This window comes from Klebsiella sp. CN_Kp091 (assembly GCF_040065095.1).
GTDB lineage: Bacteria > Pseudomonadota > Gammaproteobacteria > Enterobacterales > Enterobacteriaceae > Klebsiella > Klebsiella aerogenes.
Window position 1 is genome coordinate 462,586 of record NZ_JBEAIO010000049.1, and the last position, 25,274, is coordinate 487,859.

Annotated in this window: 23 protein-coding genes; all 23 read right to left on the reverse strand. The window is 56.0% G+C overall.

What is annotated here, in order from left to right:
• Positions 1-33 precede the first annotated feature (33 nt).
• Positions 34-420 (reverse strand): DUF3592 domain-containing protein, encoded by a 387-nt coding sequence (locus tag ABLV17_RS22835; RefSeq protein ID WP_308959007.1) that lies wholly within the window; start codon positions 418-420, stop codon positions 34-36.
• A gap of 13 nt (positions 421-433) precedes the next feature.
• Positions 434-2,692 (reverse strand): type VI secretion system tip protein TssI/VgrG, encoded by a 2,259-nt coding sequence (gene tssI, locus ABLV17_RS22840; protein WP_308959006.1) that lies wholly within the window; start codon positions 2,690-2,692, stop codon positions 434-436.
• A gap of 38 nt (positions 2,693-2,730) precedes the next feature.
• Positions 2,731-3,105 (reverse strand): DUF3592 domain-containing protein, encoded by a 375-nt coding sequence (locus ABLV17_RS22845; protein ID WP_213292545.1) that lies wholly within the window; start codon positions 3,103-3,105, stop codon positions 2,731-2,733.
• A gap of 24 nt (positions 3,106-3,129) precedes the next feature.
• Positions 3,130-4,539, reverse strand: a complete 1,410-nt coding sequence (locus ABLV17_RS22850; protein ID WP_348854677.1) for a serine/threonine-protein kinase — start codon at positions 4,537-4,539, stop codon at positions 3,130-3,132.
• A 24-nt stretch (positions 4,540-4,563) separates the two neighbouring features.
• A complete protein-coding gene (tssH, locus tag ABLV17_RS22855; protein WP_308959005.1) occupies positions 4,564-7,176 on the reverse strand; it encodes a type VI secretion system ATPase TssH in 2,613 nt (870 codons plus the stop codon).
• Between the two features lie 49 nt (positions 7,177-7,225).
• Positions 7,226-8,269: a type VI secretion system baseplate subunit TssG gene (tssG, locus tag ABLV17_RS22860; RefSeq protein WP_113373357.1), complete on the reverse strand. Its 1,044-nt coding sequence runs from the start codon at positions 8,267-8,269 to the stop codon at positions 7,226-7,228.
• Positions 8,266-10,137, reverse strand: coding sequence for a type VI secretion system baseplate subunit TssF (tssF, locus tag ABLV17_RS22865; RefSeq protein WP_348854679.1), 1,872 nt, complete (start codon positions 10,135-10,137; stop codon positions 8,266-8,268). The genes tssG and tssF overlap by 4 nt, the downstream gene beginning before the upstream one ends.
• A 2-nt stretch (positions 10,138-10,139) precedes the next feature.
• Positions 10,140-10,703 (reverse strand): type VI secretion system baseplate subunit TssE, encoded by a 564-nt coding sequence (gene tssE, locus ABLV17_RS22870; RefSeq protein WP_015705452.1) that lies wholly within the window; start codon positions 10,701-10,703, stop codon positions 10,140-10,142.
• A complete protein-coding gene (locus tag ABLV17_RS22875; RefSeq protein WP_308959152.1) occupies positions 10,700-11,494 on the reverse strand; it encodes a type VI secretion system accessory protein TagJ in 795 nt (264 codons plus the stop codon). The genes tssE and ABLV17_RS22875 overlap by 4 nt, the downstream gene beginning before the upstream one ends.
• Before the next feature lie 9 nt (positions 11,495-11,503).
• Positions 11,504-12,487: a hypothetical protein gene (locus tag ABLV17_RS22880; protein ID WP_308959151.1), complete on the reverse strand. Its 984-nt coding sequence runs from the start codon at positions 12,485-12,487 to the stop codon at positions 11,504-11,506.
• Positions 12,488-12,508: 21 nt separating this feature from the next.
• Positions 12,509-13,303 (reverse strand): protein phosphatase 2C domain-containing protein, encoded by a 795-nt coding sequence (locus ABLV17_RS22885; RefSeq protein WP_015705455.1) that lies wholly within the window; start codon positions 13,301-13,303, stop codon positions 12,509-12,511.
• Complete coding sequence (gene tagH, locus ABLV17_RS22890; protein ID WP_348854682.1) at positions 13,303-15,030, reverse strand: type VI secretion system-associated FHA domain protein TagH; 1,728 nt, start codon at positions 15,028-15,030, stop codon at positions 13,303-13,305. The genes ABLV17_RS22885 and tagH overlap by 1 nt, the downstream gene beginning before the upstream one ends.
• A gap of 80 nt (positions 15,031-15,110) precedes the next feature.
• Positions 15,111-15,518, reverse strand: a complete 408-nt coding sequence (locus tag ABLV17_RS22895; RefSeq protein ID WP_213316095.1) for a putative T6SS immunity periplasmic lipoprotein — start codon at positions 15,516-15,518, stop codon at positions 15,111-15,113.
• Between the two features lie 9 nt (positions 15,519-15,527).
• Positions 15,528-15,707 (reverse strand): hypothetical protein, encoded by a 180-nt coding sequence (locus ABLV17_RS22900; RefSeq protein ID WP_113373352.1) that lies wholly within the window; start codon positions 15,705-15,707, stop codon positions 15,528-15,530.
• Positions 15,708-15,762: 55 nt separating this feature from the next.
• Positions 15,763-16,245, reverse strand: a complete 483-nt coding sequence (locus tag ABLV17_RS22905; protein WP_015366565.1) for a type VI secretion system tube protein Hcp — start codon at positions 16,243-16,245, stop codon at positions 15,763-15,765.
• Between the two features lie 179 nt (positions 16,246-16,424).
• The gene (locus ABLV17_RS22910; RefSeq protein ID WP_113373351.1) at positions 16,425-16,847 is read right to left on the reverse strand and encodes a T6SS amidase immunity protein Tai4 family protein; all 423 of its coding nucleotides are present in this window, start codon (positions 16,845-16,847) and stop codon (positions 16,425-16,427) included.
• Positions 16,844-17,350 carry a type VI secretion system amidase effector protein Tae4 gene (locus tag ABLV17_RS22915; RefSeq protein ID WP_182941316.1) on the reverse strand — a complete coding sequence of 169 codons (507 nt, stop codon included), beginning with the start codon at positions 17,348-17,350 and terminating at the stop codon, positions 16,844-16,846. The genes ABLV17_RS22910 and ABLV17_RS22915 overlap by 4 nt, the downstream gene beginning before the upstream one ends.
• Positions 17,351-17,366: 16 nt before the next feature.
• The gene (locus tag ABLV17_RS22920; RefSeq protein WP_228302251.1) at positions 17,367-17,753 is read right to left on the reverse strand and encodes a Rap1a/Tai family immunity protein; all 387 of its coding nucleotides are present in this window, start codon (positions 17,751-17,753) and stop codon (positions 17,367-17,369) included.
• A gap of 59 nt (positions 17,754-17,812) precedes the next feature.
• Entirely contained in the window at positions 17,813-19,312 is a 1,500-nt protein-coding gene (gene tssC / locus ABLV17_RS22925) for a type VI secretion system contractile sheath large subunit (RefSeq protein WP_015705459.1), read from the reverse strand.
• 3 nt (positions 19,313-19,315) lie between these two features.
• Positions 19,316-19,840, reverse strand: coding sequence for a type VI secretion system contractile sheath small subunit (tssB, locus tag ABLV17_RS22930; RefSeq protein WP_015366559.1), 525 nt, complete (start codon positions 19,838-19,840; stop codon positions 19,316-19,318).
• 75 nt (positions 19,841-19,915) lie between these two features.
• Positions 19,916-20,926 carry a type VI secretion system protein TssA gene (gene tssA / locus ABLV17_RS22935; RefSeq protein WP_047048471.1) on the reverse strand — a complete coding sequence of 337 codons (1,011 nt, stop codon included), beginning with the start codon at positions 20,924-20,926 and terminating at the stop codon, positions 19,916-19,918.
• Between the two features lie 11 nt (positions 20,927-20,937).
• Positions 20,938-21,645, reverse strand: coding sequence for a type VI secretion system-associated protein TagF (gene tagF, locus ABLV17_RS22940; RefSeq protein ID WP_087860813.1), 708 nt, complete (start codon positions 21,643-21,645; stop codon positions 20,938-20,940).
• 16 nt (positions 21,646-21,661) lie between these two features.
• Positions 21,662-25,273, reverse strand: coding sequence for a type VI secretion system membrane subunit TssM (gene tssM / locus ABLV17_RS22945; protein WP_348854685.1), 3,612 nt, complete (start codon positions 25,271-25,273; stop codon positions 21,662-21,664).
• Between the last annotated feature and the right edge of the window lies 1 nt (position 25,274).

Consider the following 25,274-nt stretch of genomic DNA (forward strand, 5'->3'; position numbering starts at 1 on the left):
GTCTTTAGGTTTTAAATATAAATAATTGTCAACTTATAAAAACAATGGTCTGTCATAAATTGCGATTCGTTTAGGATTTTTAGCGTCATATTTTATTGTTGTCCCATTGCCGGGTTTAAATCTTTCAATTTCTTCAAAGCTTAGCCCCATATCAACACTCGCTTCGGTTTCAACTCCTTCAAGAGTTTTAAATTTTAAGGTCAAATGATATATTGGCTTATTTCCACCCCACATACTAGTTTGATGTGCAGCAATAATATCGGCATTTACTGCGATTCCTGTTTTAAGAACAGCACTTTCAATAAACCCTGCTTTAATCATAGGGATAACGGAACTACGAAAATCTCGCCCAATAATATAGAATGCTATAATGCATGCCACAAGCAGAATATAAAACCACTTCGTATTTAAAAAATCCATATAGTCACCATTTTTATAAGAATAAAGTTAAAGCCTTTGAGCTCCAATGAATAGCTCCGCTTGAAATCAGAGCGCCTATTTTCTTAAGTTCCATGGGGCTATTTTTAAGTTCAAATGTTTTGTGGCTAATTGATATAACATTGTGAGCTACATACGAATGGGCCAAACTAACAGACAATCCCTTTACATCAACAGCAGCGCCAGTTAAGCTCTCCGATGCACCAGTTATATTCGCACTATTCCCCGTAATTGCTTCTTTATGCCCTGCAATAGTACAACTTGACTTTGGTGCTTGAATATTTATGTTGGTTGCACTTCTCAATGTAATATCCAGAGGGCTTGTGATGGTAATAGTACCCGCATTGACATTCTGGACCCAATCCCCGGTATCCACATTAATGGATAAACCACCATTGATCACTTTACTTTGTCCACCCTTAATGTCTGCGTGGCTTCCATTTTCAATTGTCTTAGTCAATGCCCCCGTGATGTGTAGTGTGTCATCCCCTGTTATATTTGTAGCTCTGCCATCATTTATATTTACGTCATCACCTCCGCTAGTTATTTTAAGAATGCGTCCTTTTTGGATGGTTGTTTTTTCTCCCCCATTAAATGTATTGATAACAGCATTAGTAACAGTAATATTCCAAGAGTCCTCGTAAGTCTGCATTACGGAACCAATAACATGATCCTGCTGTTTTTTTTGTATAGTTGTATTGCGATTGCCATCAATCAATATTGTTTTATCATTCTCTACCGAGATCTTCATATCTTTCTCTGAATGCATCTCGACAGATTCATTGCCCGGATTATCTTCGAAGAACAAGAAACTGCTGTTATCAATATTCCCATCCTTACTCCGCGTCATAAAGCCCATCCGGGTGGCGTCGCCGGGGAGATCCCATGGCGGCATGCTGGCTTCATTATACACACGTCCGGTGACGATCGGGCGGTCAGGATCGCCGTTGATAAAATCAATGACCACTTCATCGCCGACGCGGGGAATTTGCACGCCGCCAAAGCCCTGGCCTGCCCAGGCGCTAGACACGCGAACCCAGCAGGAGCTGGTGTCATCGCCTTTGGCGTGGCGGTCCCAGTGAAACTTCACTTTGATGCGGCCATACCTGTCGGTCCAGATGCTTTCCCCTTCAGGCCCGACAACTTTCGCCGTCTGCGGGCCATAGGTGCGCGGCCAGTCGGTTACCTGCGCCGGGCGATAGACTACTGAAGAGGGGATCACTCTAAAATGGATTTGGTGCGAGATATCGCTATTGCCGCCGCTGGCGTAGCTGTTCTCTTCAAACAAGTAATCTGCGGCGGTCGTCAAATATTCGCCATTATCGCTAAAGAATGGCGCATTAGTTAGGGTAAACGTTGCGCCGGGAGCGATGCCTACCGCGGTGGCGGACGCCTGGATCTGCTGATGTTCCACCTGCCAGCGCTCCTGGCGGATACGCGCGTAGAATTCACCGTGTCCGTGATCGACAAACCGCCCCGGCCAGTCGTACACGTCGATACTGCCCGGCGAGGGCGATGCCGGGTTCTGCCGCGCCTGAAACAGCCAGGCGTTAGGTTTACGGAAATCATAGTCATCGAGGCTGTAAATCCCCGGCGTCACGCTATCTTCCAGCGCCCACTGACCGATCCCCTCTTCAGTGGTAATACCGCCCGATGCTGTCTGGTGGTAGGGAATGGTTTCATAGCCGCTTACCGGTTGATGCTGGGTGGCTGAATCGGTCAGAACCATCGTATGTTTACCCGCCTCGTGACGGAAATAGTAGGCAATCCCCTCCAGCTCCATCAGGCGGCTGATAAAGGCGAAACTACTTTCCTGATACTGGACGCAGTAATCCCAGACGCGGTAACTGCCGTTCAGCTTATCCTCAACGTTGACCTGGTATTCACTCAGCAACGTATTGATGATCTGCGGTACCGTCTGCCCCTGGAATATACGCAGGTTGCGGTCGCGTTTCATCGGCCATAAGTCGGGTTCAACGCTCAGTTGGTAAGCGGCGTAGCGGATACCGCTCAGCTCAACGGCGCTCACCGCCACGCGGGTAATTTTACCGTTGAAATAACGCGAACTCAGCGCGTTTTGCGTCGGAATGGTCACGGTGACCGGCTGGCCAAGCAGTTTGCTGCGATCCAGACGCGCATCGCTGCCAAGCAGCGTTAAGCTGAGCTCGAACATTTCCGACATGGCTTCATGTCCGCTGAGTTTCCAGAAAAGCAGCCCCTCAACGGGGAGCTGAACGGTGATCCTGTTAGACATAATATTATTCCATTCAGGGGGATACAGTTTGTGCAGCGCTAGCTGCGCGTTAACAGTGGGTTCGGCAGATCGACCAGCACCTGTTGCGGGTCAAGGCGCAAGTAGCGTAACGGAATCGGCTTTCCCGGTTGAAAGTTTTGGATACGCGTAATATCAATAACGATATCCCGCTGACCGGTCAGCAATTCACCTTTTTCGTTAACGTAATTAAAATCGACGCTAATATTAATAAACCCGGAATTACCGCCCGAGCGGCTTCTCACATTTGTGATGGTGCCAGACACCGCAACGCCATCATTGTGGATAGCCGCTTTGATTTTTTTATTTTTCGCATCGCGAATCAGCAATGACGCAAAAATATAAATAAACAGTAGGACCACGGCCAGAACGATTACGTTAGTAAAAATACTCATCTTCCACTCGTCAGTTTTGGCTTATCAACTCGATGGATTAATAAGCCAGGTTCCCGGTTTGGCGATCTCCAGCGTCTGCTCGCGGGTTTGTCCATTACCCTGCAGGGTAATTTCATAATGTCCCGGCGCCAGTTTCAGCGAGGCGAAGCCGTTTGTGGCCGGTTGCGTATTATGAGGTTCGCCATTGAGTTTGAGCTTTTCCCCTTCCCGCATGCGCACGTAAACCTGAGCAACAGGCGCCGCCGCGGCGGCAGGTTTGCTCTCTTGAACAGCAACGGGCGGAGCGGACTGCGTTGTTACCGGCGGCGTAACCGCCGCTGGCGGCTGGGTGCTGGCGCTCTGTGCAGGTTGCGCCTCGCTGCCGCCGCCGCTGAACAGCATACCGCCGGCAATAATGCCGACCAGTACGCCTGCGGCGACCATCCCCGGAACCTTATAGCGCCGCCAGTCTGTCACGGCCGGCGCCTGTTCTTCCTCTTCGACCAGCGCCAGCATGGTGCCGGTTTTTTTGACCGACAAGACGTCATCGATACTGGACACCGGCATTTCAATCAGCTCGGCAAACGCGTCGATTGACTGGGGACGATCTTCCACCCGCAGCGCCAGAGCTTTATCGACCGCCTGTAGCAGCGGCAGCGAGTAACCCGCCGGCTTCAGTTCCGCCAGCGGCTGATAGTTGTCCTGAATACTCCGCACCACGCTCACCGGCGGCGGTGAACCCACGATCAGCGTATGCAGCACAGCGCCGACGGCATAAATATCGGTCCAGGCGCCCTGTTCGCTGTCATTATCGTCGGTATACTGCTCGATAGGCGCATAACCCGGGCGCAGCATGGTTTCGGTTTCGTCGGAGAGATTACCGATGGTCCGGCGCGCCGAACCGAAATCGAGTAGCACCGGCAGGCCGTTATCCTGGATCTGGATATTTTCCGGTGAGATATCACGGTGCAAATATCCGGCGTCGTGAATGGTTTTAATGGCGCCGAATAGCATCGGCAGCATCCGGCGGATCCATGCCTCATCGATGAGGTTTGGCTGCTGCTCGCGCAGCCGGCTCAAGGTGGTGCCGCTATAAAACAGCGTGCCCATATAGGCGGTGTCGTTCTGAACCCAAAAGCGCAGCACGTGCAGCAAGTTGGGATGATTAAAGCGCGCCAGCAGCCGCGCCTCCTGGATAAAGCTGTTTAATCCGGCGGAGAACGCTTTGCTGAAGCGCTCGCTACGCAGTACCAGGGTCATATCTTCGTTACGTACCGCCAGCGACGAAGGCATAAACTCTTTAATCGCGATGGTACGTTCCAGCTGATGGTCCCAGGCGCGATACACAATGCCGAAACCGCCGCCGCCAATCACTTCCTTTATTTCAAATTCGTTAAAACGATACCCGACCGGCAGCGCGTTCAGGACAGTCCGATTGTTTTCGTGATCCGTCATCTTAAGACTCACTTTCTGATGGTGTTACGCGGCAAACTGACAATGAAACTCGCCTTGCGCATAGCTGATGCGCAGTTGCGTAAACTGCTCATCGTTACGGTTGGCGGTTAACAGAATTTGGCTCATCTGCGGCAGCAGCGTGTTGGTCAGAATCGCATCGACCATACGCCCGCCGGATTCCACTTCGGTACAACGCTGAACCACCTGCTCGACGACGCTGTCGTCAATCTCGCAGACAATGTTGTGATTGTCCTGCAGACGACGCTGAATACGTGCCAGCTGCATACGCACGATTTGCCCCAGCATCGCATCGCTCAGCGGGTAGTACGGCACCACCAACAGGCGGCCAAGCAGCGCTGGCGGGAAGACCTGTAACAGCGGCTGACGCAGCGCGCCGCTCAGCGCTTCCGGCTCGGGCATCAGATCCGGATCGGCGCACATAGCGCTAATCAGCTCGGTACCGACGTTAGACGTTAAGATAATGATTGTGTTGCGGAAATCGATATGGCGGCCTTCACCGTCTTCCATCCAGCCTTTATCAAACACCTGGAAGAAGATTTCGTGCACGTCCGGATGCGCCTTCTCGATTTCATCCAGCAGCACCACGCTATACGGGCGGCGGCGTACCGCTTCAGTCAGCACTCCGCCTTCGCCGTAACCCACGTAACCCGGCGGCGCGCCCTTCAGGGTCGAGACGGTATGCGCCTCCTGGAACTCACTCATGTTGATGGTGATAACGTTCTGTTCGCCGCCGTACAGCGCTTCCGCCAGCGCCAGCGCGGTTTCGGTCTTACCTACGCCGGATGGCCCGCAAAGCATAAAGACGCCGACCGGCTTATTGGGATCGTCGAGCCGCGCGCGTGAAGTGCGCACACGTTTGGCGATCAGATCCAGCCCGTGGCGTTGGCCAATCACTCGCTGGTTGAGCGTGTCGGCCAGGCTCAGTACGGCGTCAATTTCATTTTTGACCATCCGCCCCAGCGGAATGCCGGTCCAGTCAGCGACCACCGCCGCCACTACGTTCTCATCTACCGCCGCGAACAGCAGCGGCATCTCACCCTGCAGGGTTTTTAGCGCCAGCTGTTTTTCATTAAGCGTCTGGCGCAGCGCCGGCTGGGCGTCGTCATCAGCCTCCTGCAATTGCGCGCGCAACGCGATGACTTCATCAACCAACGCGCGTTCCTGCTCCCAGCGACGACTCAAGGTATCGCGTTCGGTTTCCTGCTGCTGACGCGCCTGCTTGAGTTGCTCAATGCGCTGGGCATCGCCAATCGCCACCCGGCTCTCGCGTTGGGCAATCTCCAGTTCCACATCCAGGGCGGCAATGCGCTGCAGGCAATCTTCCAACTGCGGCGGCGGTGCGCTTTGGCTGACGGCGACGCGGGCGCAGGCGGTATCCAGCAACGCGACCGCTTTATCCGGCAACTGCCGCGCGGGAATATAACGATGCGACAGCTTCACCGCCGCGTTGACAGCTTCATCAAGCAGCAGCACCCGATGGTGTTTCTCCAGCGGCGATACGGTACTGCGCAGCATCAGCAACGCTTTCTCTTCATCCGGCTCGTGGATTTGCACCGTCTGGAAACGGCGGGTCAGCGCCGGATCTTTTTCAATATATTTTTTGTACTCCGCCCAGGTGGTCGCGCCGATAGTACGTAGCTGTCCGCGCGCCAGCGCCGGTTTCAGCAGGTTCGCCGCATCGCCGGTGCCCTGCTGGCCGCCTGCGCCTATTAGAGTGTGGATCTCGTCGATAAACAGCACGATCGGCGTCGGGCTGGATTGCACTTCGTTAATTAACGCCTGAAGACGGGCTTCAAATTCGCCTTTCATGCCCGCACCGGCCTGCAGCATACCGATGTCCAGCAGCCACAGCTCAATATTACGCAACGGCTGCGGGACATCGCCTGCGGCGATCCGCCGCGCCAGCCCTTCCACTACCGCGGTTTTACCGACGCCGGCTTCCCCGGTCAGCAGCGGGTTGTTCTGCCTGCGCCGCATCAGGATATCCACCATCTGGCGGATCTCTTCATCGCGGCCAACCACCGGATCGATCTTGCCCTCCTGCGCCCGCAGCGTCAGGTTCTGTCCGTACTGAGCCAGCGTGCCCTGCGCCGTCGGCGTCGCGCCCGTGTTGGCCGTCTCCACCGCCGCCTGCTGGCTCTCTTTACTGGCGGCCAGCAGCGTCTCAAAGCTCTCGCTCAAGGCATCGACATTGATTTTGCTAAACTGCGGCGAAATGCCTTTCAGAACGTTAGCCAGATTCCAGGTTTTCAGCAGCCCTATTAACAAATGGCCGCCGCGGATGCGGTTGACGCCATATTTCAGCGAGCCATAAACCCACGCGCGTTCGACGGCGCTATCGATATGCTCAGAAAGGTCGGAGACCGAGCTGGCGCCGCGCGGCAGCGCATCCAGGGCCGCGATGATATCGCGGGTCAGCGCCTGCTCATCAAGGGCGAAATGGCGGATAATGTGTTGCAGATCGCCGTCCTGCTGCTGCATCAGCTGATGCAGCCAGTGCACCAGCTCAACGTAAGGGTTGCCGCGCAGTTTACAAAAGGCGGTTGCGCTTTCCAGCGAGGTAAACAACAGCGTATCCAGTTTGCCGAAGAGTACGGCACGGCTGATTTCTGACATGTTCGGTTCCATTGATAACATTAATAAAGGTGTCAGAGAGCAGACAACATCAGGCGTCGCTCTGCTCCACGCTAAACACTAAATCGCCACGCGGCACGGGGGCTGGCTGGTGGCCAAGCCAGGTGCTGTAACCCAGTTTGCCGTCGCCGCTGAGGATCGTACCGGGTATTTCATCGCCGCGGATAAGTACCCTGACATCCCATGCATATTCGATCCCAAGATACTGACGGATCCAGTCGCGTAATTCGTTCACCGCGTTTTCGCCCGGCAAAAAACGGGCGTATTCGGCGGCGCTAAGCGGGCCGATTTCAAGGCGGAATTTATGCTGAACATCGCGTACCGCGACGCCGAGAAACGCCGAGACGCCCAGACGAGGTAAACGCCTTCCCGCCCCCAGTTGCGCTTGTTCTCGCGAGGTCAGCGGCATCCACTGCGGCACGTTGCTGATAATGTTGACCGGGACTTTGAAGTAATTTCGCAGGATCTTCTCCAGCCCTTCCGGATCCCGACCATGGCGGCTGAGATGGCCTGCGTGGGTGAAACGCGCATGCGGGCTCAGGTCGCCCTTCTCCAGTTGCCCCGGCTGACCCATGCCGATGAGTGAGGCGAGATAGCGCTCAAAGCGGCGGTTATCCGCACGGTCTAACGATACCGTTGGCTGCGCGTCGGCCCAGGCGCGGTAGAACAGTAGTGTCAGGCGGTGGTGAAAGAGATCGGCAAAAGCGCTCAGGCTGTCGTCCTGATGATGATGAATACGCTCGCGGGCGTATTCGGTCATATGAACCGGCAGCGGGCCATTGGGGCCGAACAGACCGAAGCTGAGAATCGATATCTCATGCACCGCGCTATTTGCCCGTTTTTGCGCGCTGGCCAGCGTCGCGGGCGCAAACCCCATTGATGGCGTTTGCCCGATGCGCAGCGATTCAAATTTCGGCAGCGGCGCGCGCCCAAGCGGGTAACGTTCGCCCCCTTGCGCGTCAATGCGGCGCAGCAGATGAAAAAGATCGTAGCGCCAGGGCGCGGCGGTAACCTCGCGCCAGAAAACGTCCGCCAGCGGCGTCAGGCGATGAATGGTAGCCAACGTCTCACTCATATCAGCGCCCTTTTCCCCATTCGCGGCGCCCAGTAACCGATTTCGCCGCGCTGCTGGCTACATAAGGTGAATTCGGTAAAGCTGTTGAGCGACACCAGCCGGGCAAAGACCCGTTCCAGTACGCTGCCAAACAGCCACGGGCTGGCGCCGGAAAAAGCGCGCTCATCTACGGTTAAGGTGATGCCGATACCGCGGGCGAAGACGATCGGCCCCGGCTCCGGCACCCGGCGATGAACCGGCTCCAGCACGCAGTGGCGTACCCCTTCGATTTGGCGGGCCACGGCGGTCTCCGCCAGCCCGGCATACAGCCCAAGCAACTGGCGCAGCGCCGCGGCGCCTTCGCCATTTTCACCGTCCATCAGGCTGAGATAGTTCATCTGCAGCTGGCTTATCAGCCGCCAGGTGCTGAGCCCTTCCGCCAGCGCCGGTCGCGGCGGCGTCGGGCCGCTACGCATTTTCAATGTTTTTACCGGTAGCGAATCCGCCAGCACGAATTGCCCCAGCTCCTGTTGTAGCATCAACGGTAGGTCGCGGCTGGTGCACAGCACCTCGGCGGTGATGTAACGCAGATCTTCCTGCCACGGCGCGTGCTGCTCATCGACCAGCGAGACAAAGGTCTCAGAGCCGGTATAGCCGGTACGCGTGCCATAGCGCAGCGCGTGTTCGGAAAGCACCCGCTGTTCGCGGCGCAGCGAAAAATAAGCGCCGTAATCTCCGGCATCCTTGCTCCATGAACTCCAGAATGGACGGAACTCGCGATCGTCGCGGTGACCATCGGCACTGCCGTGAATTTTACTCACCGAATAGATTTCATAGTCCAGCGGGCGGATGTTATCGACCACCAGATGGTATTCATGTTGGCTGTCGCTCAGCGACTGGCGGGCGGCGATTTTCGGAAACAGGTTAATCACCGGCGTGCAGTGCAACGCGAAGTGGTTAGCTTCCACCACTTGTTCCAGCCGGTCGTCGGTTTTATCCAGCAGAACAATAATATCGAAGGATTTTTCGTCCTTGCACTGGCCGATTAACTTGCTGAGGCCGTTAATACTGATAAAGCGGAAGCGCGCCGGGAAGGCAAAGTATTCGTGCAGCAACCGGTAGCCGTCAAAATTGCGAAGATCTTCCGGTAACAGCGCCTGATTGGCGGCGAAACCCTCTTGTTGTATAGCCTCTTCGCTCAGCGAAAAACGCAGCGGATCGCGCCCGGTGGTCTGGCACACCACGCCGACCTGGTGGGCAAGAATCAGCTCCAGCAGGCGCAGCGCCTCAATATCCGGGCCGCTTAAGAAAAACGCCAGCCGGTCAAAGGTCAGATGGCCAAGATGTTGAGCCCCTTCACAGCTAATACGCAGGCGCAAAGCGCTGACGGCGCCGCGCTGGCTTAGCCCAAGCGCGGCCAGCGGCACATCGGCGGGGATCCCGCCGAGTTCGGCTTTCTCAATACGCAGCGGCAACAGCGTGACATCGTGCGCGGTGGTATAGCTACAGGTGACGCCGTTTTTCTTCAGTACCTGGCTGTCCATCATCGTACCGCGCGGCACCACGAAACCTTTACTCAGATCGCCTTTATTGATGTCCGGCTGCAGTTCGGCTATCGCCATCGACGGCGTAGGCGCCAGATAATTGGGCGCGATCATCTCCAGCAGGCGCTGTGAAAAGCGCGGGAATTCGGCGTCCATTTTTAGCTGCACGCGCGAAGTCAGAAAGGCGAAACCCTCCATCATCCGCTCAACGTAAGGATCGGCGACCTCAATACCGCGCATGCCCAACCTGCCGGCAACCTTCGGATAGCGTTCGGCGAATTCAGCGCCCATCTCACGCAGATAGGCCAGCTCGCGGTTGTAATATTCAAGCAGTTTGCCTTCCATCGTTACCCCGCGTCTTTCAATTCAAAGTGGCCATTTTCGAGATCCACATCGGTACGGAACAAAAACTCTAATGGATACGGTACGCACCACAGACGCCCTTTAATTTCAATCGACAGGACGTTATGTAAATCCAGTGACTGGGTATCAGAAATACAGCGGACCTGCAGCCCCTGCGGCAGAATGCGCGGTTCGAAGCTGATAATCGCCTCGGTAAGTTTGCGCTGAATATCCTGCCACTCAATATCCGACATCCGTTTCCCGGCCAGCGGCGCGACGCCGAAATTAACCACCGAACGGCGCACGTGCGCCAACGCGGCCAACGCCTGCGGATCGTCATGATTGATGGTATTAAACAGCCACTGCAGATCGCGCAGCACGTGACGGCGCAGCGTACTGTGGGTGATCAGGTTGCTGTTAAGCGGCTCCGATTTTTTCTGCGGCTGATTATCGGTCAGGCGGTCGAGCAGCGACGGCTGCATCTTATCGCGGGCGCCAATGGTCTCTTGCTTACTACGCGCCTGCCAGCCGCTGCGCAGCGCGTCACCGTCGCGTACCGGTTTGTTCATGCAAAACTCACCACGTCGAGAGAGAGAATCGGGAATTCATCGTTATCGTTAAGCCACACTTTCTGCCCGTGGCCCTGATACAGCGCGCCTTCGTCGTCCAGCGGCTGCCACTCGGTGGCGCGGCCCAGCTGGAAGCGCGCCTCCGCCTGCGGCGTGACAGGGTAACGCGCGGGGATCTGACACACTTGCTCGCTACCATCGGTCAGGCGTACCAGCGCATGTCGCCACACCAGATCGGTGACGCTCGCCGGGGCCTGAAAACGAATTTCGGCGATAGCGGTAAAAGGCAGCCAGCAATACCGTCCATTGAAGATAAGTTCGCAAACCGGGCCCAGACGCGCGTCGCCGTCCATCAACCAGTGAAAAGCGACCTCGGGGGTATCCGCCTGATTGAGATTACCAGGATTAAGGGGCGCCTGTTCAAAGGCGGCCAGCCGCTGTCGCTGGGCGGTTTCTGAATCGGAACAAAGCGCGGAGGCCAGCGCAGACAGCCACAGCCACTGGCTGTCCGGCATCTGCGGGCGGGCGCTGCCGGCAAATACCGCATCTCGCTGCTGCTCGCCCTGAATGCTCTGTTCCAGCAGGGTGACCGTTGGCCTGGCCTGCGGCTTCAGCGCCAGCCAGCTTTTTAGCTGCGCCAACGCGCGCGTCCAGTTACCGCTCAGGCATAGAAACTGGACGAACGCCGCACGTAAATCGGCATCGGCGGGACGGCTTTTGATCTCGCTTTCCAGGCGCTGCAGCGCTGCGCCGACGCTTTCGCCAGCCAGCTGTTGATATAGCGTGTTCATCGTCGCTCCTTAGTTCGCCGCGCGCCATGCGCCTGCCGCCGGGTTACGCAGCAGCGGGTGCAGGCCGTCGATCAGCACAACGTTGAGTTTGATATCCGGCGCCAGCCACGGCGTCCAGACGCTACGCGCCGCCTCTATCCGCGCCTGTAGACGCGACGGATCGTTGGCCAGTTCGCGAGACATTTCGATAGCCAGCGTACCGGTCATCTGCCAACCGTTTTGCCCGGGGTCATAAGGCAGGATCATCCAGCTTTGTTGAGCGTTTTCATTGCTGACTACCATGCGTTGGTTATTGACCGCGGTGATCAGAAGTTTGTTGGGGTCAGCGGCGGCATTGAGACCCACCACCGGGAAGCCGTGCACAAACGTCACGGTGCTCTGCTTTTCTTTACCGTTAACGGATTGAGTGATGACGGTGCGACCGCTCAGCCAGCCGCCCTTTTCGCAACTACCGGATTCAACGGCGGGGATGAATAAGGCGGCGGCGTTTTCCTGCCAGAAGGTGCGCAGTCGACAGCCGCCCTGCAATGTGAACTCCTGCCACGGCGTACGGTCGGCGGCGGGGGACAGTTTTTCCGCCTTCTCTTCCGGCGGCAGCCAGGCTGGCGCGACGGGCTTTTCCGCCGCCGCAGCGGTCTCGGCGGGCGCGACTTTTACCGCCCATTTTTTGTTTTTCGCCGCGCTCCCCTGAGCGATATGCCCATTGTTAGCGTCAACCAGCGTCCAGTTCAACTGCTGCAAACGCGAACACTGATGCTCCATTAATGCGCCGACGCGCGGCAGGAAGTTATCCAGTATCTTAACGTTCTTATTGCCATTGGCGACGATGCGTAGCGCCACTTCATTAGCGCACCAGCTCTGCGCGGTATTACCCTTGATGTTATCGATCCAGACATCCAGTTTTTGCGAAGGCGATTGCACGATACGGTAGTTTTCCGCCTGCGCGACGCCGGTGGCGGCAAATAGTGCCGCACCCAATATCCAATGTTTCATAAAAATCCTTCTTAGCCTGTCTCAATCCCGCAGGGGGAAAAATTGTGCGGCGTCGGCCAGCGAGTGCAGCAGCGTCGCCTCTTCCGGACTGCCCATCCATACCGCGACGGCGCTGTAGTTGTCTTGCGAGGCCTGGTCGCCGTCATTGTTTCTCTGAAGATACTGATTCATCAGGGTTAACCACTCCTGCGGGGTATTGACCATCTGCAGGGAGGATTTCATCTGCTCTTCGCCAACGCCGTGCCAGAAACCATCGGTACAGAGCAAAAAGGCATCGCCGTCTTCCACCGGCACCACATCGCTATAGCTGGCTTCCGCGCCGTCGCTGGCCATGCCTAACGCCCGGTACAGCAGATTACTGTTAATATCGTCGGTCTGATGTCCGGCATCTTTCATCTGTTGGACCAGACTGTGGTCAGTGGTGACGTGGTACAGCCAGCCGCGGCGAAACAGGTATAACCGGCTATCACCGGCGTGGGCCCAATAGGCCAGCTTATAATCGCGATCGATAAACAGGCTCACCAGCGTGGTGCCCATTCGCCGATAATCCGGCGTCGCCTGCTGTTGCTGGAGAATGGCGCCGTTGGCCTGCTGTACATACTGGCGAATGGTCTGGGCGTTCAGATGATTATCGCCGTCAAACCGATCCAGAATCGCGTTGCGCGCCAGTTCCGCCGCCACCTCGCCGCCGGGCAACCCGGCAATACCGTCGCAGACCACAAAGCAGGCGGAGCGCTCACCCACGCATTCGCCGGTCTGATCCTGATTGCTGGCGCGCGTTCCCTGGCGGGAAAGAGAAGCCGTGGTAATGTCCATTATTCTTCCGATCCGCTCTGTGAGTCTTTGTACTGATTCACTTCCATGTCATAGGCATAGAGGAACGCTTCGCCAAACAGGGTGTGGAAATCGTCTTCAATTTCCCCGGCGGTTTCGCCGTAGGTACGGACAAAATAGTCCCATAACGCCGCTTTGCGGCTGGCCGGAAGCGCCAGACGCGAAGTGTGGCCATCGCGTTTAGCCTCTTCTTCCAGCTGCTCGGGGTTAAAGGACTGCAGCATCGCGGCGATAATCGCGCGGATCCCCGAGATCATCCCTAACTGATGGGCCTGCAGGTCAATCAACGCATCGCGTACCGATTTTTTCGGCGGCATAAAGCCCGGCATCCGCGCGCCGAACATCTGCATCAGCACGGTTTTGCCCGAAGGCAACAGCTTGAACGGGTTATTGGCGTCGTCCAGTACCATGGTCATATCGGCTTTGACACCGCGTTTGAGGATCGAACGCGAAGAGAGCAGCGCGACGGTTCCCTGCGAGAACATGCTCAGCATTTGGCCAAGCTGTCGCATATTCTCTTTGTCGAACTGCGGGACCGGCTGCATATCGCCGAGCCCCATGCCTTCCAGTAAGGCCTCCAGTAACTCTCCCTGCAGCACTTCGCCGTTACTCGGCTGCGGCGTGCTGGTCGCCTGATGTTCATGACGCACGGGATCGATACGCAAGCGCCCTTTTGGCGTTTGGGCGGCTTGCCGCGCCACGGCCTGCGGCGTCGGTAAGGTTATTTCCGGCGCTTCTTCACGCGCTGCCGCGGGCGGCTCCTGCGGCGGCTGGGCCATCAATAATGGCGAATCAAAAGCGGCATCAGGCTCGTCGGCAACCGTTTTAGCAGGCTCTTCGTTGCTGAAGGCATCTACCGATGTCAGCGGCGCGCCGCCCATTAGCCCCAGCGGATCGTCATGACGCGCGGTTTTGGCGCTAGCGTCGCCGCCAAAGAGCGCCAGCGGATCTAATTCTGCCTGCGGCTCATCGGCGACAGGCTGAGCCGGTTTTTCAACTGGCGGCACCAGCGTCGTTGGCGTAACGTCGGCAAAGATACTATCGCGATCAAATGGGGTGTCATCGGCAAACAGGTCGTCCGTCGCCACCGGCGGGCGCTCAAACAGCGGTTCGCTATCAGCGAACATCGCCAGCGGATCTTCCGGATTACGTTCAGCAGGCTTCGGCTCTGCGAAGGGATTCGGCGCATTATCGGCCTGCGGCTTAGCCCGGCTGCTGGAAATACTGTCGGCAATCGAGAATTCCTGCATCAGGCTATCCCAGATTTCTGACGGCACCGCGGTTGGCGCGGCTTCCGCCACGGTGGGCGCTGCGGATGGCGCAGGTGTTGACGGTTTCGCAGTGACAGGCGGCTGACCGCTCGCCGCCATTCGGCTTATCGGTTGGCTATCCTGCAGCAGATCGCTGACTTCGATACGATAGTCGTCAATGGCGAGGATATCGCCATCCTGGAGTTCAACCTGACGCCCCCGCTCCAGCGGGATCTCGTTGAGTACCACCCGCGTCACGTTGCCGCGATTGGTAATTTTGCACTCGCCGTCTGCCGCCACGTGAACGATGGCCTGCAGGCGAGAAATGGCGCGGTCGTCATCCGGCAGCACCAGGTTATTGTCCGTACCGCGCCCAATGGTACCGCCCGGCGCGTAAAAGTCACAGCTGCCCTGCGGGGGCTGATGACCGGCTTTGGTCGAAATAATCGTGAATCGCATAGCCTATTCCTGCTGATATGATTGGCGCACAAACGCTGCCGCTCTCGAAATAAGAACGGCGGCGTTTGCGGGGGCACATTTTATTCAGTCTGTGTAAGCTTAAATTGCCCTGAAGCACTTTCTACTAAGGAGAATCGAGCACCATAACGAACGGAATCGTTTTTACCAGACACCTTTAGTGCAACATCATATTCTCCAGCTTGCCATGTAATACCACTCCATTGGTGACACTGCTGGCTATTTAACATCGCGGTAGGGCTGAACGTCGCTGGCGGTGATATTGGTTTCCATTCATTGGCCGTTTTTTTCATAATGGTGGGCGAAGAACTAGTGATAGGCGCTTCCAGCCCTGAGTTAACGGGGAGAGCAAAACAAGGTTCATTGTTTTTTAGTGTTACTGAAAACGTCTGATATTGTGCCGGGTGAGGTACACAGGCGTTTATCATGATTGTGAACGCCAATATAATAAAAAATTTACTCATAACCATGCCCGCCGATCAATACATTTCACCATTAGGCGTCATTACAACATTATTTGATTGCATGTTAAATGGTAAGTAAATTTTATTATGTCCTTTAACTTCAGAATATTTTATTGCGTCGCCAAAAACCAAACGTGCTAATGCTATCTCGCCGATAGTAAGAGAACGATAACCCCCTTCCTGCAAATTTGCCATGTATCCTTCCTCCTTGATTGAGAATGGCCGGGGAAAATCCCCGGCACGTAGGCAATTATGCTTCTTTATTTTCTTTGATATTCCAGCCGGCGCTGCTTTCTGCCCCTTTACCGCCAGCGGAAGTCTGCTCCCAGTACTGCTGTTTCACTTTCGCCGCCTGGAAGGCATAGGTTACGCCAACGGTGTCGCCGTTATCGGCGCCGGTGTACTGCACGGAAGTCACCAGTACATCTTCGAGGGTGATTCGCGCATATTCAACCTGCTGACCACCGGCTTTGCAGACCGAAAGTTCAACTTTGGTCAGGTGCTTGCCGCTGGAGCAGTGCTTCAGAATCGCGGTGGTGGATTTGTCGATCAGCGCATTTACGTGCAGGTCGTTGAAATTCACTTTACCCGCACCGCCACCGCCGCCCACGCTCATATTACCCGGCTGGGATGCGCCCCAGGAAAAAGAGGTAATATCAGTCCAACCGGTGTGATTAGAATCTTTTGATTCACCGGTTACACCCTCGACCTTCAGAAACATATCAATAGCCATAATATCTACTCTTCGTTAATGAAAATTATTGCTTTCGAAAAAGCACTTATATGGCAAACAGGAAAGCATGGGGCTGAATAAAACCATCCATATTTTACCTCTGCCTCAGAGCAACAGGCTTAAGCCCATTGCTGGTCTTAACACTCATGCTGTGAAATAGCAGGAATGCAAAGTTGAAATTAATGCGGGTTATCCTGATTCCAGGTTTTATTAGGATCACCGATGATTATCTGCGAAGTTAATTGATCCAGTTCCGTACTATGATAAAGGCGCAAACAATTCAAAGTGACGCCCTGAATTGCGGGTTGTCTCTCGGAATGAAAGTCATTGGTGGCACTTTTGTATTTAGTAATAATGGCGTTAATTTTGTCATTACCGTTTTCAATATCGAAAGGCACCCACTCCAGCAACGCATTGCTACTGCGCGCAGCATCCACAGAAAACTGACTTTTATCATCGGCTACCTGCGCCAGACAGCGGGATAAAACCACGTCTTTAACAACCTGCTTATAGGGTAGCTGTTTAACAAACAATACCGGGTCGTCCCAGGCATAAGCCGACGCACTGCTAGCAAGCAGCAGACTGATAATGATTCTGTTCATGGCAACTCCCAAAAATTGGCTTTGGTCGTCGTGTAATTAGTGTCCTGGGCATTGAAATAACAGTGATCCGAACAGGTTAAGCCATTCCAAAAAGTGGCATGGCCAGCGGCATCGCTCCAGCCCTGTACTTCGAACAAAATCACGCCTTTTGTATTAGCCAACTGCTGAACGGGTAAAGAAGGATAACTAACGATCATATCGGGGTTACCCCACTGGCGGGTCAGCCAGGCGATAACATCTTTAACCCGGAAGAAATACCATTTGTTATCTGCGCCAGATACTGTCAGTCCGGCAATACGCGGCACTGGATGCCCGGTATAGTTCAACACATAGCTCATGCGTACGGCACAGCTATTTGACCAGCCACCCTGCTGTTCCGGTATTTCAAAGTTGTGTTTCACTTTTCCACCGATGACTCGCTTAACTTTACCAATAGGATCGTTAGCGTCGTAAATGCGCGTTGCCGCCGCCCATGCGGCTACAAAAGAAGGTCTGGCGTTCATTTTTATTCTCCAGTGGTTATCCATGACAAGGCAACTCCTTCGCCAACGCTTCGGTAATCAGCATCGCCGCAGGCTGTTTTATTCGCTCGTCGGGCAGCTTTTTGAAATAGCTGTAGACGCTTTCTCGAAGCGATCCCGGCAGTGCCTGCTGATAACCGCACCAGGCTTTACCTTCTGTTGCATCCATCACGCCAAGCAGATACATATTGGCCTTTAACTGCTGCTGGGTATTGTCTTGCGCCAGCCAGGCCTTGAGAAACTTTTCGCCGCTCAACCGCACATCATTACGTGATAGTTGATTGGGATCGCGTAGTAAATTGGCGGAATCATCAGCCGCCTGGACGACAGTAAATGGCGTCAGCACCGTGAGCAGTCCCAGCGTGCAGAGTGGTAATAATTTCATTTCTTTACCTCCTTCCATGGCGTTGTACCTGCCGGGAGTCGCCTCCCGGCGGCATCATATTACGCTTCCTTGGTTTTCAGCGACGGCAGCTTGGAAACCAGACGCAGCGACACGGTAAGCCCTTCCAGCTGGTAGTGCGGACGCAGGAAGAACTTCGCGGTGTAGTAACCCGGGTTGTCTTCGATCTCCGCTACCTGCACTTCAGCCGCCGCCAGCGGTTTGCGCGCTTTGGTCTCCTGCGACGAGTTAGCCGGATCGCCATCAACGTAGTTCATCACCCAGTCGTTCAGCCAGCGTTCCATGTCATCGCGCTCGCGGAAGGAGCCGATTTTGTCGCGCACAATGCACTTCAGGTAGTGAGCAAAACGGCAGCAGGCGAACAAGTACGGCAGACGCGCGGCCAGACGTGCATTCGCCGTGGCGTCGGCATCATGATATTCCGCCGGTTTCTGCAACGACTGCGCGCCGATAAAGGCGGCAAAGTCGGAGTTTTTGCGATGGATCAGCGGCATAAAGCCGTTTTTCGCCAGCTCCGCCTCGCGGCGATCGCTGATGGCGATCTCGGTCGGGCATTTCATGTCCACGCCGCCATCGTCGCTCGGGAAGGTGTGGCAAGGCAGATTTTCCACCGCGCCGCCGGATTCCACGCCGCGAATGGAGGTGCACCAGCCAAACTCTTTGAAAGAGCGGTTAATGTTCGCCGCCATCGCATACGCCGAGTTGGCCCACGCGTAATTGTTGTGATCCGCGCCGTCGGTCTGCTCTTCAAAATCAAAACTGTCCACCGGGTTGGTTCGAATCCCGTAAGGCAGGCGCGACAGGAAGCGCGGCATCACCAGCCCCAGATAACGCGCGTCTTCCGACTCGCGCAGCGAACGCCAGGCGGCGTATTCGGTATTCTGGAAGATTTTGGTGAGGTCGCGCGGGTTCGCCAGCTCCTGCCAGGACTCCATCTGCATCACTTCCGGTGCGGTACCGGTAATAAACGGACAGTGCGCAGCCGATCCGATACGCGCCATTTCACCCAGTAATTCCACATCCTGCGGACTATGGTCGAAATAGTAATCGCCGACGATGCAGCCGAATGGCTCGCCGCCAAACTGGCCGTACTCCTGCTCATAAATTTTCTTAAAGATCGGGCTCTGGTCCCAGCCCACCCCTTTGTAACGCTTCAGAGTGCGCCCCAGCTCCTGCTTGGAGATGCTCATAAAGCGGATTTTCAGCATCTCGTCGGTTTCGCTGTTGTTGACCAGGTAGCTCAGGCCGCGCCATGCGCTTTCCAGTTTCTGGAACTCGTCATGATGCAGGATCTGATTCACCTGCCGCGACAGCTGTTCATCGATACCGGCAATCAGGTTCTGGATGGTGCGATAGGTGTCGTTGGAAAACGTGACGGTGTTTTCCAGCGCCTGCTGCGCGAGGGTTTTTACCGCGCTCTCAACGGCGGAACGCGCCTGGTCGGTTTTCGGGCGAAACTCTTTGTTCAGCAGCGCGCTGAATTCATCCTGGCTAAAGGCCTGGCTGGACTGCTGCTCATGTTGTTGAGTCGGGTTGCTCATCGATTACTCCTCGCTACCTTTCGCACTGTCATCTTGTTTCGGCATCTGGCTCAACGATTTGAGCAGCGTCGGATCCTGCAAAATTTTGGCAATCAGCTCTTCCGCGCCGTTTTTGCCGTCCATATAGGTGAGCAGATTCGAAAGCTGGGTACGGGCTTCCAGCAGTTTGTTCAGCGGCTCCACTTTGCGGGCCACGGCATCCGGCAGGAAGTCGTCCATGCTGTCGAAGGTTAAGTCGACGTTCAGTTTGCCTTCGTTGGTCAGCGTATTGTCGACCTGGAAAGCGACGCGCGGTTTCAGCGCTTTCATACGTTCGTCGAAGTTATCAATGTCGATGTCGAGGAACTTACGTTCATCGACCGCCGGTTGATTGTCGACCGGTTTACCCACCAGATCCGCCATCACCCCCATTACAAACGGAAGCTGGATTTTGCGTTCCGCACCATAAATCTCTACGTCGTACTCGATCTGTACGCGGGGCGCACGGTTGCGTGCGATAAATTTCTGCCCACTTTTACTTATTGCCATGATGTTCTCCATCGAAGATGCGCGGTAAAGGTTGAGCGCCAGACCTTATGCCTGTCGCCATAATGTCCGGACGCGTCAGTCGCGACGTCCAAAAATGTTTTCCAGTTGATGAACGCCGTCCGGCGCTAAATCGCGGATGATGTCCATAAAATCCAGCTCAATCAGCCGCTGTACCCGTTCAATCATCAGCGGCGCGGGGTGACTCGGTTCGTGCTGAGCGAAGTACTGTTTTACTTTTTCCAGCATCTGCTGCGCCTCGGCGCGGCTGCTGATTTGCGCGCTGCGCCAGTCAACGGCAGACGGCGGCGGCGCGTTGGGAATCGCTTGATGTTCACTCACGGCACTCTCCTCGCGGGACGCGTGAAAGGACGAAATATCGGTTATCTGGCAGGCGCCGGCGACGATACCGACGGTCTTCTGCAGTTGTTCCATTTCCGGCACGCCGCTTTCACCCAGACAATCGCTTAATATTTCGCGGATGGTCTGCAAGCGCTGGTGAATGGCGAGGATGGCGTCAATCCCCGGCTGTCCGCCGCGGGCCAGTTCATCAATCAATCGCGAACGGCCGCCGGGATAATCCGCGCATTCGGTTTTACTGCCATCGAGCAGCGCCTGCGCATCGCGCAATAGCAGTTCATCGCCATTACTGCGTAACAACACGGCATTGCGTAACGCGCTGGTCAGCGCTGATTTATCACTCAGCCCCGCGAGCGCATTGATGCGGTAAAACGGATCAGTTTCGCCATACTCTTCCAGCAACGGGTAAATTGGCTGCCAGTAAAGCGACAGCGCCTGTTGCACCAACAGCAGGCCATCCGCGTAGCCACTCAGGCCGCGGCGTTTTGTCCACGCCTGAGTCAGCGCCAGCATGACGCGTAAATCTTTGGTGCGGCTAAGTAACCCCGCCGCCAGCTTTTCTACCGTCGTCCAGTCAGCGGGTTCCGCCGGGATGATGGTGTCGCCAAACTGCTGCTCGGCTTTACCCTGCATCGCTTGTTCCATTGCCTGGAAGTCGGCGTCATATTCGAGGTTTTCACCGCAGGGCTGCTCCGCGCTAACCGGAGCAAGGAATTCATCAATATTCATGGCCTACCTGCTTATTCAAACATCGGCGGATACAGACCGTGACGGCCCGGTCTCGCGCCCCCGGCGGGATCAAACAGCAGCGTGAACAGCTGGCCGGTCAAATTACCGCTATGGACGTGGGTATAGAGCGGATAACCATCGGCGCGGTTGGTCCACCAAAAACTGGTCTGACGCTGCGGATCAAAACAGTCCGCCGCCTGCTGCCAGCCAAGGGAGCTTTGCCCATCTTGCTGATAGCCAATCACGTCGAGTATTTCCGAACGCTTTTCCGCCTCTACCAGCTTTGGCGCCGGAATAGCGAGTAGCGCCTGGTCAAGTTGTTCAGCGGAATAGCCATTGCGTACCGCATGCAGCAGCGTTCTGCCCACCTGCTGATACCACTCTCCGGCCTGAGTGAGGATCGAAGGCGACCACTCCAGCGAGTTGAAGGCCATTTGCGCGCAGATAGGATACTGGCGACCTACCCGGTCGCGCCCTGGGATCAGACACCCCATCTGCACCATCTGGCCGCTCAACATCGGCGGAACGATAAAGTTCCATACCGGCGCGTTGCTGAACTGGCGTTCGCCGCTACGCTGTTGCTCCTGTTGCCAGGCCATCAGCCCAACCTGAAACCATTGCGACCACTGGCGAACCAGCATGTCCGGAAATCGACGTTGTAAAAAATCGCCGGTACTGGGGAGTTTCCCGTACCAGCTCATCGCAGGGGCGTGAGTCATTCGGCTTTCCTTGCGGTTATGGACATGAGAAACGGGGAAGCTGGAACGGATTGCGGATACTGTTCGGCGCAAACTCCAGCGTGACCTGGTAACCATCGACATTAAACGTTGCCTGACGGCTCAAACTGCTGCTGCCGGGCGCGGTGCGCGCTTTATCAAAAAAGCGGTTCAGCGCCCATGAGCCGCTGGTCACCAGCGTCGAGGTGGTACCATCGGCCAGACCGAGTTGCATACGCACCTGGTTGGTTCCGCCCGGCCCCGGCCAGCTCATCATTTGCACCGCCTGCGGACCGTGGCTGTAGCGCAACTGCTGGCCATCAACATCCAGCGTCAGGTTGAGGATCCGGTTGTCCATGCTGATGGTGCGCACCGTCACTTTAAATGACGGCGTGGTTGCGCCATTGGCAAAGAACGCGTCGCGGATCGATTGCGCCTGCTGGAAAGGCCTTAATAACCCTTCACTACCCGGCAACGTTTTGCCATCGATGCCGGGCATAAAACGCCAGCTGGACTGCGTGGTATCGACTTTATTGGTCAGGTTGTCACGGAAGAAGGTATCCATCATGCCGGTGCCCGGCGCGAACATACGCGCCAGATCGTCCGGCGTGACTTCGCTACTGGCGCTGCGAACCAGCGGATAGCGCCCGGCGATAGCCTGGCGGCAGAAACCGCCGACCTCCACGCTAATCCGTTTACGTACGTTATCGAGATCGCGGCGCTGGGTATCACTACTGGCGCCTACCGCCATTTTGCTGAACATGGTTTGCAGGCCGCCCGGTAAGCGCCCGGCGCTGGCCTGCAGACGGCTAATGGCATCGCCGCCCGGCGGTTGCATACCGCTGTTGGCGGCATCCTGTACCGCCGTCAGGTAGCGATAAAGTTCGTCGATCTGTTTGAGGAAATCATCGAACACAATCGTTTTGCCGCCCTTTTCCAACGGCTGCGCCAGTTCGATCAGCGGCGCGTAGTGTTCCGTTACCAGCTGTTCCGGCGTCTGGCTAAGCGCCGCGCCCTGGGTTGCGCCACCCTCATCATGGCGGAAAAGCGCTTCCAGCGTTCGGGTCGCGCGGTTGCCCTGCTCGGCTGAACTTTCGCTTTTAACCGTATCCGGCTCGGCGCGCGCCAGGTTCAGCACCTGACTCAGGTTGATAACCAGACGGCGCAGCGGCGAGTTACTGGCTGAAAGCAGACGCGCGGTGTTGATCCGCGATGACAAATCGGCGCTATTGTTGAGCTGAATATCGGCAAGGAAGCGATCCCAGTTGGCGATAAAATCACGCATATAGAGCTGACGGACGGCGTTATCGGTTTGCTGTTTATCTTCCGACGCGCTGGCGGCGCCCAGCACCCAGATATCATCTTCATGCAGCGCGCTGGTCACGTTATCGATCTGTTTATTGAACACCTTCCAGTAGCCATCTGGCGTGTACAGACCGGGCACGCCTTCCGCGATCGGCGTACCGCTTTTACGCGAGAACACCAGTTCGCTCTGCGGCCCGCCGAGCGTCGCCAGCGAGACCGCTTTCAGATTGTCGTCATGCTCAAGCAGACGTTTCAGCCGACCATACACTCTTGAGGAGAGCGGCTGCTGGTTAATCAACGCCCGTTCGCGGGCGATCAGCGCATCGTCTTTGGCATACGGCGAGGACTGGATTTGCGGTTCCAGTAGCTGGACCAGATGCCCTTCCAGCTGTCGTAGCTGCGCCTGCGTCACGTTTTGCGGCAGGTTACGCTGCAGGTTAAGCATCACCCAGGAGAGTAAAAACTTGCCGTCATACTGCTTGGGCTGATAGAGCATTTGATAGGCTTTCAACGCCTCGTAGCTATATTCGGCGTCACTGCCATTGTCGTTGCGTAACCAGGTAGTGATACGCATGGCGACATCCGGTAGCAGCATTTGCTGTAGCGCTTTTTGATACAGCGTCTGCGAGGCGTCGCTGACATCATTACCGCGGTAGAGTCCCATCCGGCGGCTAACCGGCGGGTCGTTGACGTCAAAGTCGGCGCTCTTCGGCAATTCCAGCAGGCCGTTGAGTAGCGGCAGCATGGCGAACAGATCGCGCTGCTCGGGGTTTTGCAGCGCTTTGCTCTGCTGCTCAACCTGCGGTACCTTCGCCGAGACTTCTTGCAGGTAGGCCTTATTTTTGCCGTAGCTTGTCAGCCATAGTACGCATGAAATGATTAACAGCGCCGCGAGCGCCGCATAGCCTGACCAGATCGCTGCGCGGTTACGCAGTTCCCACCAACGGTTCTGCCCGGCGATGCCGGCTTCCTGGAAAATCACGTTTTGCAGCAGGTTTTTAATGAAATAACTCTGGCCCTTGGCGCCGGGGATGGGCGCTTCTTTACTGACCGAGTCCCAGTTGTCGTTTTCATTTCCCTGCGGCAAAGACAGCGCGCGATTGAGTTCGCCCATCACGCGGTCGAACGGTAACCCTTCCTGGGTGCCGCTGGCGAAATAAATGCCGCGCGGTGAAAACTCGGTTTCAAAGTTAGAGCGGGCAAAAACGGTACTAAGATAGTCCGCTAACAGCGGCCGCAACGCCGCAAACTCTTGCGGGAACAGCCAGGCTTCGGCGCGGGTTTTGGCATCATGCTCTTGCAGCATCGTATCCGGCAGCCCCGCTTCAAGCCGCTGTTGCAGTAACGCAAACTCCTGGGTAAAGCGGCCCATCAGATCGAAGTCAGCAAGGCTTGCCTGCTCCCACGGGAAAGTGAAGCCCCAGATTTGATCGCGCTGCGCCTTGTCGTAACCGGCAAACCAGGCGCGAAAGCCTTTAAGCAGGTCGGCCTTCGTCACCAGTACGTACACCGGGAAACGAATACCCAACTGTTCATGTAGTTCAGAGAGACGCTGGCGCAGATTAACCGCCTGCTGCCGCGAGGCCTCCGTCGATTGCGTTAACAGATCGGAGATACTTACCGTGACGATAACGCCGTTAATTGGCTGGCGGCGGCGGTATTTCCGCAATAACCCCATAAACTTCAGCCACTCGCTGGCGTCCTGCGCCTGCTCGCTCTCCTGGGTGGTATAGCGCCCGGCGGTGTCCAGCAGCACGGCTTCGTTGGTAAACCACCAGTCACAGTTGCGCGTGCCGCCGATGCCGCGTAACGCCGTTTTACCGAAGCGGTCGGCTAGCGGAAACTGCAGCCCGGAGTTCGCTAAGGCGGTGGTTTTACCGGAGCCGGATGCGCCAATAATCACATACCACGGCAGCTGATACAGATAGTGGGTGCTAAAGCGCTGGGTCCACTGACCATTACCTGTTTTACTGAAGTGCGCTTTTTTCAACATTTGCGCGGCTTCATCAAAGCGATCGGCGAGGATCTGGTCTTCGCTATTGAGGCGCTGCTGCGGATCGTTGCCCTTCGGCGTGTCTTCCTTCAGGTTATCCATCAGCTTGCGGTTGAGCCAGGCGTTGTACAGACGCGGCAGAATGTGGCTTTGCGCCCAGATGAGGTAGACCAGCGCAATAGATATAACGCGGTTTTGTTCCGACTCCAGCGGCCGGGTATCGACAATCGACAATAGCGGGCCAATCATCCAAATGACGGCCGCCACCGCCGTGGCGCCGAGAAAACCCCATAGCAGCCGGTTGGTCAGTATGGAAAGCAGAAGTGTCAGCATC